Source organism: Micromonospora sp. L31 (genome assembly GCF_052068075.1).
GTDB classification, from domain to species: Bacteria; Actinomycetota; Actinomycetes; order Mycobacteriales; family Micromonosporaceae; genus Micromonospora; species Micromonospora purpureochromogenes.
Map to the genome: position 1 here is coordinate 46,839 of NZ_JBQHDC010000012.1, position 11,386 is coordinate 58,224.

General features: G+C 72.9%; 11 protein-coding genes. 7 read left to right on the forward strand and 4 right to left on the reverse strand.

What is annotated here, in order from left to right; genetic code table 11:
- Positions 1-377 precede the first annotated feature (377 nt).
- Positions 378-1,472 carry an aminotransferase-like domain-containing protein gene (locus ACTMS9_RS26105; protein WP_357615023.1) on the reverse strand — a complete coding sequence of 365 codons (1,095 nt, stop codon included), beginning with the start codon at positions 1,470-1,472 and terminating at the stop codon, positions 378-380.
- Between the two features lie 166 nt (positions 1,473-1,638).
- Positions 1,639-2,028, reverse strand: coding sequence for a CBS domain-containing protein (locus tag ACTMS9_RS26110; protein ID WP_441166244.1), 390 nt, complete (start codon positions 2,026-2,028; stop codon positions 1,639-1,641).
- Positions 2,029-2,143: 115 nt separating this feature from the next.
- Here ACTMS9_RS26110 and ACTMS9_RS26115 point away from each other — a divergent pair, with 115 nt between their 5' ends.
- The 5 genes from ACTMS9_RS26115 (at position 2,144) to ACTMS9_RS26135 (ending at position 5,661) form a co-directional block, all read left to right on the forward strand.
- The gene (locus tag ACTMS9_RS26115) at positions 2,144-2,320 is read left to right on the forward strand and encodes an NUDIX domain-containing protein (protein ID WP_441166245.1); all 177 of its coding nucleotides are present in this window, start codon (positions 2,144-2,146) and stop codon (positions 2,318-2,320) included.
- Positions 2,317-3,087 carry a hypothetical protein gene (locus tag ACTMS9_RS26120; RefSeq protein ID WP_441166246.1) on the forward strand — a complete coding sequence of 257 codons (771 nt, stop codon included), beginning with the start codon at positions 2,317-2,319 and terminating at the stop codon, positions 3,085-3,087. Before ACTMS9_RS26115 ends, ACTMS9_RS26120 begins: the two co-directional genes overlap by 4 nt.
- Before the next feature lie 90 nt (positions 3,088-3,177).
- Positions 3,178-3,909 (forward strand): sugar phosphate nucleotidyltransferase, encoded by a 732-nt coding sequence (locus ACTMS9_RS26125; protein WP_441166247.1) that lies wholly within the window; start codon positions 3,178-3,180, stop codon positions 3,907-3,909.
- Complete coding sequence (locus ACTMS9_RS26130) at positions 3,897-4,964, forward strand: iron-containing alcohol dehydrogenase family protein (RefSeq protein ID WP_441166248.1); 1,068 nt, start codon at positions 3,897-3,899, stop codon at positions 4,962-4,964. The genes ACTMS9_RS26125 and ACTMS9_RS26130 overlap by 13 nt, the downstream gene beginning before the upstream one ends.
- The gene (locus ACTMS9_RS26135) at positions 4,939-5,661 is read left to right on the forward strand and encodes a CDP-alcohol phosphatidyltransferase family protein (RefSeq protein WP_441166249.1); all 723 of its coding nucleotides are present in this window, start codon (positions 4,939-4,941) and stop codon (positions 5,659-5,661) included. Before ACTMS9_RS26130 ends, ACTMS9_RS26135 begins: the two co-directional genes overlap by 26 nt.
- A 142-nt stretch (positions 5,662-5,803) precedes the next feature.
- Here ACTMS9_RS26135 and ACTMS9_RS26140 read toward each other — a convergent pair whose 3' ends face one another.
- Positions 5,804-7,060, reverse strand: coding sequence for a glycosyltransferase family 4 protein (locus tag ACTMS9_RS26140; protein ID WP_441166250.1), 1,257 nt, complete (start codon positions 7,058-7,060; stop codon positions 5,804-5,806).
- 135 nt (positions 7,061-7,195) lie between these two features.
- Here ACTMS9_RS26140 and ACTMS9_RS26145 point away from each other — a divergent pair, with 135 nt between their 5' ends.
- A complete protein-coding gene (locus ACTMS9_RS26145) occupies positions 7,196-8,056 on the forward strand; it encodes an Fpg/Nei family DNA glycosylase (protein ID WP_441143853.1) in 861 nt (286 codons plus the stop codon).
- A gap of 268 nt (positions 8,057-8,324) precedes the next feature.
- Positions 8,325-9,896, forward strand: a complete 1,572-nt coding sequence (locus ACTMS9_RS26150; RefSeq protein ID WP_441144037.1) for a sugar transferase — start codon at positions 8,325-8,327, stop codon at positions 9,894-9,896.
- Here ACTMS9_RS26150 and ACTMS9_RS26155 read toward each other — a convergent pair.
- Entirely contained in the window at positions 9,893-11,329 is a 1,437-nt protein-coding gene (locus ACTMS9_RS26155; RefSeq protein ID WP_441166251.1) for an RNA-guided endonuclease InsQ/TnpB family protein, read from the reverse strand. The genes ACTMS9_RS26150 and ACTMS9_RS26155 overlap by 4 nt on opposite strands.
- Positions 11,330-11,386 lie beyond the last annotated feature (57 nt).

Here is an 11,386-nt window from a genome sequence, read left to right on the forward strand (position 1 = left end):
GCTGCGGCTTGCAGGCTACGCCTCCGCCGGCCGCGCTGCCCCGCGCCGGCCGGCCCGCCGGCGACTTCGTGATCACGCGGGTGTGCTGCCAATACGCCCGATCGGACGGAATCCGCCGCCACCGGCGCAAGATCACGAAGGGGTGGCGCCGGGTGGGCGCGCCGCGTTCAGGGGGGTGAGGGGGCGACGCGGCCCACCCGGCGCCGGTGGGGGCGGGGGGTGATGCTGGGCGGCGTCGCGCGTACGGGCGGCGCGACCGGTGACCCGGCCGCGCGTGGGCAGGTGAGCGACGCTCGCAGCATTGTGAGCCGCCGGCCGGCCCGAGGGGTGCCCCGGGCCGGCCGGCATCGCCAGATTGTCGGAAACCCGACAGATATTCAGCCCCGGACGGCGGCCACGGCCTCCGCCAGCCGGCGGACGCCCTCGTCGATCCGGTCCGCGGTGACGGCGGAAAAGGCCAGCCGGAGCGCGTGCTGCCCGCCGTCGACCATGAAGTCGCTGCCCTTGACCACGGCGACGCCGCGCTCGGCGGCGGCCGGGGCGAGCCGGGCCACGTCCACGTCCGCCGGGAACTCCACCCAGAGGAAGTAGCCGCCGTCCGGCTCGACGAAGCTGGCCTCGGGGAGGTGCCGGCGCAGCGACTCGGCGAGCACCCGGGCCCGCTCGCCGAGGGCGGTCGACACGGTCTCGATCGACCGCTCGATCTCGCCCGAGACGCAGAACTGGTGCACGATCGCCTCGGAGACCATCCCGGGCGAGATGTAGAGGCTGGTCGCCTTCTTGGCGATGTCGGCGATCAGGTCCGCCGACCCGACCAGGTAGCCGACCCGGACGCCCGGGCAGACCGTCTTGGTGAAGCTGGAGGCGTGCACCACCACGTTGCGGGTGTCCAGCGAGAGCATCGACGGCAGCGCCTCGCCCCGGAACCGGATGTCGGCGTACGGGTCGTCCTCGAAGATCGTGAACTCGTACTCGACGGCCAGGTCGAGCAGCTCGCGGCGCTTCTCCAGGGAGAGCGTCACGCCGGCCGGGTTCTGGTAGTTCGGGATGACGTGCGCCAGCCGGGGCCGCACCCCGGACTCCAGCAGCTTGCGCAGCTCGGCGGTGTCGAGGCCGTCCGGCTGGATCGAGACGCCGTGGATCTCGCCGCCCATCCGCTGGAGGTTGAGCAGGGTCCGGTCGTACGTGGGACGCTCCACGACCACCGCGTCACCGCGGCGGACCAGGTGGTCGAAGAGGAACGCGTCCGCCTGGAGCGAGCCGTTGGTGATCAGTACCTGATCCGCCTCGACGCCGTGCTTCTCGGCGATCCACTTCCGCAGGGGTGGGTACCCGACGGAGGTGCCGTACGCCGTGATTCCGGCGGGGTCGGCGTCGAAGGCACGGACGGCGGCTGCCTTGAGACCCTCGACATCGACGATGTCCAGCGAGGGAGCTCCACGGGCGAACGAGATCAGCTGCTCGGCGGTCATGCGCACGAGCCTAGGGCCTGTCCCGGCCGGTCCGACCGGCATACACGCCAAGTTCAACATGCGGGCAGATGATCGACCGACGGACGTGAGCGGGACTCTCGTCGACGGGGGAGTTCGGGCCGGTCAGGGGCCGCCGCGACAGGTGCGGACGACCCCCGGCCGGGACTCAACCCACGGTGAGCCGCTGCTGCGACCAGACCCGCATGAGGTCGCGCACGGAGATCACCCCGGCCACCTCCCGGCCGTCGAACACCACCAGGTGGCGGAAGCCGCCCCGGGCCATCGCCGCGGCCGCCTCCTCCACCGTCCAATCCGGACCGGCGTAGACGACGTCCCAGCTCACGTGCGCCCTGGTGCGTTCCACGTCGCAGTCCAGCCCGGCCCCGATCGCGTTGAGCACGTCCCGTTCCGTCATGATCCCGACCCCTTCGGAGTCGGGGTCGATCACCACCGCCGAGCCGACCCGGCGGGCCGACATCATCTGGGCGGCCTGCCGGAGCGTGTGCTCCGGACCCACCATGAGCACCTCGTTGGACATAGCTTCCCGAACCTGCATCACGCATCACCCCTTTGGGACGGCGGCACCCGGTACCCACATGGTGGGCCCAGGTGGCAGACCGGGACAAGACCGGGCATCGGCGCGACCGACGCCCGCTCGCTACTGTCGGCACGTGCCCACCGAGCCTCTCCGCTGCGCCGGCGCGCTGATCGTGGACGACGACGGCCGCCTCCTCCTTCAGCGCCGATCTCCCGAGCGGAGCCTTTTTCCCAATGCCTGGGACATCGGCGGCGGCCATCTGGAACCGGGCGAGACCGCCGTCGCCGCGCTGCGGTCGATCGGTCGGTGAACTCCGACGTCGAGCTGGCGCCGCACCGGTTCGCCGGGCTGGTCGCCCCGGTAATCGACCGGACCTTCGTCGCCGGCATGCTCGCCGGCCGCGACGGCGGCGGCGCCGAGCTGAGCCAGCGGTACGGCGGTCCCGCCGCCACCGGCTTCCTGGTCGAGTTCCGCACCCGGCTCGCCGCGCCGGGCGGCACGGTCGACGGGGCGGGCTTCGCCGCCGTCACCCGCTACCGGGATCCGGCCACCTGCCAGCGGGCCCTGGACAAACAGGTGGCGCACGGGATGATCGTCCGCCGGCCGGACGGCGGCTTCGCCGCCACCGAGCGGGGCACCGACTTCCTCACCGAGATCTACCAGGTGCACGGCGAGGTCACCGAGGAGCTGTGGGCCGGGCACGACGACCGGGTGCTGCGGCTGGTCGAGGCGTTCGGCCGGCTGCTGGCGTACGCGCTGCTGCTCGCCGGGGAGCCCGACGCCGAGCCGACCCCCGCGTTCGCCACCATGGCCCCGCCGTACGAGCCGGACGGCACGCCGCCCGGGGTGCTCCTGCTGAACCGGCTCGGCACGCTGCGTTACCACCGGGCCGACGCGCACGCCGCCGCGTGGACCGCCGCCGGGCACACCCCGTCGAGCATCAGCGAGCTGCCGGCGGGGCCGGAACGCCGGGCGATCGAGCTGGAGACCGACCGCCGCGCCGCCGGCCCGTACGCGGCGCTCACCGCCGAGGAGCGGCTCGCGGTGCTGGCCGACCTGGCCGCCCTGCCCGGCTGACAGCCCCTCTGGCCCCGGTTGGCGGCAGCCCCACCGTCACGCGGGGCTATCCTCCACGGTGACCTGGAGTCGTACGAGGGAGGACCCCGCATGATCGGGATGGTGCTCGCGGCCGGTGCGGGGCGCCGACTGCGCCCGTACACCGACACCCTGCCCAAGGCGCTGGTGCCGGTGGACGGTGAGATCACCATCCTGGACATCGCGCTGCGCAACCTCGCCGAGGTCGGGCTCACCGAGATCGTGATCGTGGTCGGGTACGCCGCCGACGCGGTCGTCCAGCGCCAGGCGGCGCTGGAGGAGCGCTACGGCGTCCGGCTCACCCTCGTGCACAACGACAAGGCCGAGGAATGGAACAACGCGTACTCGCTCTGGCTGGCGCGCGAGCACTTCGCCCGGGGCGTGCTGCTGGTCAACGGCGACACCGTGCACCCGGTGAGCGTGGAGAAGACCCTGCTCGCCGAGCGCGGGCCGGGCATCCTGCTGGCGATCGACAACATCAAGGCGCTGGCCGAGGAGGAGATGAAGACCACCTTCGACGCCGCCGGCCAGCTCACCCGGATCACCAAGATCATGGACCCGGGCGAGGCGTACGGGGAGTACATCGGCGCGACGCTGATCGAGCCGCAGGTGGCCGGCCCCCTCGCCGACGCGCTGGAGGCGACCTGGCGGCGTGACCCCGACCTCTACTACGAGGACGGCTACCAGGAGTTCGCCGACCGGGGCGGCGAGGTGCGCGCGGCGCCGATCGGCGACGTCTCCTGGGTCGAGGTCGACAACCACGCCGACCTGGCCCGGGCGCGGGAGATCGCGTGCCGCTACTAGCTCGTACGGTGCTGACCCCGCTGCACATCGACGTGCGGCGCGGGGCGGTGGCCGACCTCGCCGCGATCCTCGCCGACGGGCGGATCTCCGCCGGCGGCGACGTGGCCGTGGTGGTGGGGCCGGGGCAGGGCGAGCAGATCGCCGAGCTGATCCGGCCGTCACTGCGGTCGGCCGACGTGTTCACCGTCGCCGGTGGCACGCTCGACTCCGCCGACGACCTGGGCAGCAAGCTCCGTGCCCGCTCGTACGACGCGGTGGTCGGCATCGGTGGCGGCAAGACGATAGACGTCGCCAAGTACGCCGCCACCCGGCGCGGACTTCCCATGGTCACCGTGGCCACCAGCCTGGCCAACGACGGGATCGCCTCCCCGGTCGCCAGCCTGGTCAGCGAGGGGATCAAGGGCTCCTACGGCGTACACATCCCGATCGCGGTCATCGTCGACCTGGACTTCGTGGAGAGCGGCCCGGAACGGCACAACCGGGCGGGCATCGGCGATGCGGTGAGCAACATCAGCGCGCTGGCCGACTGGGAGCTGGCCCGGCAGGTCCGGGGCGAGCCGGTCGACGGCCTGGCCGCCTCGCTGGCCCGGATGGGCGCCGAGGCGGTACTCAACCACCCGGGCGACATGGCCGACGACGCCTTCGTCACCGTGCTCGCCGAGGCCCTGATCTCCAGCGGCCTGGCGATGGCGGTCTGCGGCACCAGCCGGCCGGCCAGCGGTGGCTGCCACGAGATCATGCACGCCGTCGACGCGCTCTTCCCCGGCACCGCCTCGCACGGTGAGCTGGCCGGCCTCGGGGCACTGTTCTGCACCTGGCTGCGCGGCGACCGGCGGCGCTTCACCGAGATGTCGGCCTGCCTGGCCCGGCACCAACTGCCCCGGCTCCCCGCCGAGGTGGGGCTGACCGACGACCAGTTCGTCGAGGCGGTGCAGTTCGCGCCGGCCACCCGGCCGGACCGGTACACCATCCTCGAACACCTGGCGATGGCGCCTACCGAGACGCGGGAGCGGCTGGCAGACTACGCCGGTGCAATCCGCGACCACTGTGGCTGAGCCCCGTCCCACCGTTGCCGACTTCCACCGGGTCAACCGGGGCGGCGGCCTGTTCAGCGAGTCGCTCAGCCAGTGGCTCGGCGCGGTCTTCGCGCTGGTCGCCCAGCGCCTCGGGCTGCGGCCGACGGCGCTGACCATCGCCAACCTGGTGCTCGGGCTGGCCACCTCCGTGGCCGTGGTGGCACTCGCCGACCGAGTCGCCGCCGGCGACGTACCCGCCTGGGTGGTCGGGCTGGTCGCGCTGGTCGGCTGGCAGGTCGCGTACTCGCTGGACTGCGCCGACGGTCAGCTGGCCCGGGTGACCGGGCAGGGCAGCGCGGCGGGCGCCCGGGTGGACGTGCTCTGCGACGTGGCCGCCCAGATCGCGCTGGTGGCCGCCCTGGCGGCGACCGCCGTGGCGCAGCGGCCGGAGACGCCGACCTGGCTGGTCGCGGTCTTCGCCGGCACCTGGATGGTCAACCTGGTGACCTCGGTGATGCAGGCCGGCCCGAACGCCGCCAGCATGGTCACCTCGACCTCGCTGCCGGTACGCCTGATGAAGCTGGTCCGCGACTACGGCGCGGTGATCTTCGTGGCCGCGCTGGTCCTGATGCTCGCCCCGGCCCTCACCTACTGGGTGATCATCGCCTTCACGATCGTCAACGGCGGCTTCCTCCTGGCCAGCATCGCCTTCTCCGCCCGCGCCTCCCTCCGCTGACCCCCTCACCCCCACCCGCCCCGCCCCCGCCTCCTCGCCGCCTTCCCTGGCCGCACTTTCGGAGAAAACGTGGCTATCCGAGCCGGAATAGCCACGCGTTCTCCGAAAGTGCACGCGAAAAGCCGGCGAGGGGCGGGTGGGGTCAGGGGCGGGTGATGGAGGCGTAGATGTCTAGGAGGCGCTTGGTGACGACGTCGGGGTGGAAGGTCTGCTCGTAGCGGAGCCGGGCCGGCTGGGACAGGGCGCCGGCGCCGGCCCGGGCGAGCGGGAGGGCGGCGGCCATCGCGGTCGGCTCCGGCGGGACCACCCAGCCGGCGGTGCCGGTCACCACGCCGGCGGGCAGCGGCGCGACGCCCCCGCCGGGGACCGCGGAGGCGATCTCCGCCGACCCGGTGCCGGCCGGCTCCCGGGGACCGTCCGCCCCGACCAGGTACGGGATGCCGCCGAGCGCGGTGCCGAGCACCGGCCGCCCGCTGGCCAGCGCCTCGATGATCACGGTCGGCAGGACGTCGTGCCACATCGACGCGGCGATCACCACCGCGCTCGCCTCGACCGCGGCGCGTACCCCGGCCCGGTCGAGCTGGCCCAGGTAGACCACGTCGGCGCGCTCCGCGGCGGCCGCCTCGACCAACGGTCGCAGCTCCCCGTCGCCGGCGACGCGCAGCGTGCCCAGCGTGCCCACCGGGTGCCGGCGCCACGCCTCCAGCAGCAGGTCGAGGCCCTTCTCCGGGGTGAGCCGGGCCATGTAGAGGAACCCGTCGCCGAGCGGGGCCGGCCGGCCCGGGTCGGGCACGGAGTTGGGCTTGACCACGATCCGCTCGTCCGGGATGCCGTAGTCCCGCAGGTGGTCGGCGATCGCCGAGGTCAGCGCGATGAACCGGTCGACCGAGCGCCAGGTGCCGCGGTGCACGGCCAGGGTGGTCGCCATCAGGGCGCTCTGCGCGCGGGAGTTGCGGTAGCAGCGGTGCACGACCGCCGGCACGCCGAGCGCCCGGCCCTTGCAGTCCTGGCAGATCATCCCGTCCCGGAAGTAGATGCCGGAGGAGCAGACCTGCCGGTAGTTGTGCACCGTCTGCACCACCGGCACGCCGTGCCGGTGCGCGGTCCGCACCACCCAGGGCGAGATCAGCGGGTACGGGTTGTGCAGGTGCAGCACGTCGGGGCGGTGCGTGGTGAGCAGCCGGGACAGGTCCTCCTGGGCGCGCGGGGCCCAGATCGGGGAGATCGGCAGCAGGGCCTTGGCCGCCTTCGACATCGACGGGATCTCGTCCGAGCTGCGGATGAACGGCAGCACCTCGACACCGGCGTCGGTCAGCTGGGCGATCTCCGAGTCGACGATCGTGTTCTCGCCGGAGGGCTGGGCTTCCCGGTACCGGTTGTGCGCCACCACGATTCTCACGGACCTCGCCTTTCGTTCGCGACTGTGCCGCTCTCTGCTCACGACTGCGGGGCGCGCAACGCTCGCTCCTCGCACTCGCGGCGGACTCGCAAGCTCGTTCCTCGCGCTCACGGGAAAGAAGGCTACCGTTGGAACGTGCCCGAACTACCGGAGGTGGAGGCGCTCGCGGGTTACCTGCGTGAGCGCGCGGTGGGGCGGCGGGTCGACCGGGTCGAGGTCGCCGCGATCAGCGCCCTGAAGACGTACGACCCGGCGCCCTCGGCGCTGTCGGGCCGGGCGGTGGTGGACGCCCGCCGGCACGGCAAGTTCCTCGACGTGGTGGTCGACGGCGGCCTGCACCTGGTGGTGCACCTGGCCCGGGCGGGCTGGCTGCACTACCGGGAGGCGTTCCCGTCCACCACCCCGCTGCGCCCCGGCAAGGGCCCGGTCGCCCTGCGGGTCCGCCTCGACGACGGCTCCGGCTTCGACCTGACCGAGGCGGGCACCCAGAAGAAGCTGGCCGTGTACCTGGTGACCGATCCGGCGCAGGTGCCCGGGGTGGCGAAGCTGGGGCCGGACGCGCTCGGTGCCGACCTGCCCACCTTCGCCGAGCGGCTGCGCAGCCGGCGGGGCCAGGTCAAGGGGGTGCTGACCGACCAGGCGGTGCTCTCCGGGGTCGGCAACGCGTACTCCGACGAGATCCTGCACGCGGCGAAGCTCTCGCCGTTCGCGATCACCGACCGGCTCACCGACGACCAGCTGGCCGCGCTGCACGCGGCGACCCGGGCGGTGCTCGGCGACGCGGTCCGCCGCTCGCTGGGTCAGCGGGCGGCGGAGCTGAAGGGCGAGAAGCGCTCCGGTCTGAAGGTGCACGCCCGGACCGGCCTGCCCTGTCCGGTCTGTGGCGACACGGTGCGGGAGGTGTCCTTCGCCGATTCGAGCCTCCAGTACTGCCCGACCTGTCAGACCGGCGGAAAGCCCCTCGCTGACCGTCGGTTGTCCCGGCTCGTACGGTGAGTGATGACACTCGGCGATTACGGAGAGGAATCGTCCCGGGCGCGTGGAAGCTGCCCGTCCGCGCCTCTACCGGGGCCGCCATCCATCGGTATAGTGGCTCGGTCCCCGGCTTCGAAAACTGACGTGGAGCCGGCCGGATCCCTGCTGGCAACGCCAGGCGCAATGTCCTTCGGGTCAGCGTCCGGCCCACTGGCAGCGTGGGAGACTGGAACGGTGGGCGACCCGCGCCCCTCACCGCGAGTGAGCGGCGCGTGTCATGCGGGAGGACATGGGTGAGGTGACGACAAGCCTCCAGCGCCCGGTAACCAACACAGGCCGGAGCAAACTCGTGCGGCACGTCGACAGCTTCGAGATCCAGCCGCCGACACCGCCGTCGCACAACGGCGTCCCCCGGTCGGGGTGGGCGAGGGCCCGTCGCCGGGTGTCGCGCTGGCACCGCCCGTACACCATCGCCCTGCTGCTGCTCGACTTCGCCGCCGTGATGCTGGCCGACTGGATGGCCCAGGAGGCGTTCGGCCAGGCGCGGGCGGGTTTCTACAACGCCCAGGAGGACCCCACCTGGTTCTACACGGTGGCGTTCCTGCTGCTGCCGCTCGGCTGGGTGGTCATCCTCTGGGGCAACCGCGCCTACGACCGGCGCTATCTCGGCCTGGGCCCCGACGAGTTCAAGCGGGTCATCCGGGGTGGGGTGGCGGTCGCCGCGACGGTCTCCTTCATCGCGTTCGCCACCAAGACCGACCTTTCCCGCTACACGGTCGGTTTCGCCCTGCTCGGGGCGTTGACGCTGGTCCTGGTGGGCCGGCTGACCGCCCGCTTCCTGCTGCACATGGTCCGTCGCCGGGCCGGTCACGCCGGGCACCGGATGGTGCTGGTGGGCACGCTCCCGGAGGCGCTGGAGGTCTACACGGCGGTCACCCGCAACCCGGGCGCCGGCCTGGTGCCGGTCGCCATCCACATCACCGACGGGTACGCCGCCGCCCGGGGCATCGAGACCCCGGTTCCGGTGTACGCCGGCCGGGACGTCCTCGCCCTGGTCCGCGAGGTCGGCGGCGACACGATCGCGGTCTGCGGCTCGGCCAGCGCCGAGCCGGGTGAGCTGCGCCGGCTGGCCTGGCAGTTGGAGGGCTCCGGCGTCGACCTGGTGGTCGCCCCGCAGCTGACCGACATCGCCGGCCCCCGGGTGCACATCCGCCCGATCGAGGGCCTGCCGCTGCTGCACGTCGAGGAGCCGACCCTGTCGGGCCCGGCGCTGCTGATGAAGAGCCTGATGGACCGGGTCGCCGCCGGGCTGGGCCTGCTGCTGCTCGCCCCGCTCTTCGCGGCCATCGCCCTGGCGATCCGGATCTCCGACCCCGGGCCGGTCTTCTTCCGGCAGCCCCGGGTCGGCCACGAGGGCCGCACCTTCCGGGTCTGGAAGTTCCGGACCATGTACGTCGACGCCGAGGATCGGCTGGCCGGCCTGGTCGACCAGAACGAGACCGACGGCATGCTGTTCAAGATGAAGCAGGACCCCCGGGTCTTCGCGGTGGGCCGCTTCCTGCGCGCCTCCTCGCTGGACGAGCTGCCCCAGTTGATCAACGTGCTGTGGGGGGAGATGTCGCTGGTCGGGCCGCGTCCGCTGCCCGCCGACGACGGCGACTTCCTGGGTGACGTGCGGCGCCGGCTGCTGGTCCGGCCGGGCATGACCGGGCTGTGGCAGGTCTCCGGCCGCTCCGACCTCTCCTGGGACGAGGCGGTCCGACTGGACCTCTACTACGTCGACAACTGGTCGCTGGCGTACGACCTGAGCATCCTGTGGCGGACAGTGGGCGTGGTACTGGCCCGCAAGGGCGCGTACTAGTGCGGTGTCCACGAACGTTCACCCGGTGTCCGGTGAGGGTTGTGGATCCTCGCCTTTCGGGCGAGCGACTCCCCACCGGATGGTGGGGCGGGCCTCCGCGGGCCAACTGATCCTCCCGCCACCGGGGCTGGGCGGCGGGGGTCACGCCGGGACCGGCCGGCACCGGGCAAGTGCCGTCCGGCTCGACGGTGCGTGAGCACCCCGGGCAGCACAACTGCGGCTGTGGGGGTGGTGGGTCCGCCGCCCGGGATGCGGGTGGCGATGATGGCGGCCGCGACCAGGTCGCGGTGCCCGGTGAGCTGGCAGTGCGGGCAGGACAGGCTCCGCCCACGCGGTTTGGGTATCCGCCGCCGGCAGGCGGGGCAGGTGGAGGAAGTGCCACGTTCATCCACGAGGTGGACGGTGATACCGGCCAGGGTGGCCTTGTCGGTCAGGACCTGCATGAGCCGGCCGACCTGCCATTGCCGCAGCCGCAGGTTGTGCCGCCGCCCCGCCGGTACCTCGAGCACGCCGCGGGGGTCCCCGACGTGCAGCACGCCCACCCGCTGGCGGACCGCCCAGGACACGACCGTGGCGGCGGCTTCGTGCTGGGCCTGACGGACCCGACGCCGGTGCCGGCCCTGCACCAGACGGGTCCGGCGGCGATACTTGCGCCACCGCCGCGACCCCCGCTGACCCGGCTTCGGGGCGCGGCGGGCGACCGCGCGGCCGCGGGCTTTGCTGTCGGCCAGGTGCATGCGATGCTCGGCGCGAATCGCCCGCCCCGACACCAACAGCCCCTCCCCGTCCGGGCCGGCCACCGCATACGGGTGAATCACACCGAGGTCTACCCCCGCCACCCGACCCGGGTCCGGCCCCTCACCCGGCGGGTAGGTGGCGACCGGCACCTCGGCGGTAACGTCCAGGAACAACCGGCCACCCTCACACAGCAGCGTGACCGACCGGACCTGCTCGGGCGGGTACGGCAGATCCCGGGCCAACCGCACCCACAACGACGGGCTGCCCTTCGCCACCGGGATACGCACCCCGCGCTCGTCCACCGTGAAGGTGCCGTGATACCAGCGCACCGGCACCAGCCCACGCCGCCGCCGCGGGAACCGCGCCGACACGTCACCGCTGTTGCGGCGTTTCGCCGCTGCGAACCACGCGTCGGAGAACCGGCGCAGCACCGACCTCGCACCCGTGCTGTCCAACTCGGCGAACGTGCCCGGACCCGACGCCGCCAACTCCCGGCACAACTCCTGATAGCCCACCAGCGGGGCGTCCCCGCGGCGACGCCGCCACCCGTTGATTTCCAACAGGCACGCCCACACGTCACCGGCCGAACGCAGCAACCCGAAACACCGCCGCCGCTGCCCCACCGTCACCCGCAACCCCACTCGAGCAGTGCGATACACCACCCGAGGACCGCACGGATCACGACGACGAGGCATACACCAAAGCCAACACCACCCCTACGACACTCTCGCACCCCACACCACCCGGCCAAC

Bases quoted from the DNA above. Each gene is read 5' to 3' on its own strand.
- ACTMS9_RS26105 (WP_357615023.1), bottom strand. From the start codon at position 1,472: ATGACCGCCGAGCAGCTGATCTCGTTCGCCCGTGGAGCTCCCTCGCTG.
- ACTMS9_RS26110 (WP_441166244.1), bottom strand. From the start codon at position 2,028: ATGCAGGTTCGGGAAGCTATGTCCAACGAGGTGCTCATGGTGGGTCCG.
- ACTMS9_RS26125 (WP_441166247.1), top strand. From the start codon at position 3,178: ATGATCGGGATGGTGCTCGCGGCCGGTGCGGGGCGCCGACTGCGCCCG.
- ACTMS9_RS26150 (WP_441144037.1), top strand. From the start codon at position 8,325: ATGGGTGAGGTGACGACAAGCCTCCAGCGCCCGGTAACCAACACAGGC.
- ACTMS9_RS26155 (WP_441166251.1), bottom strand. From the start codon at position 11,329: ATGCCTCGTCGTCGTGATCCGTGCGGTCCTCGGGTGGTGTATCGCACT.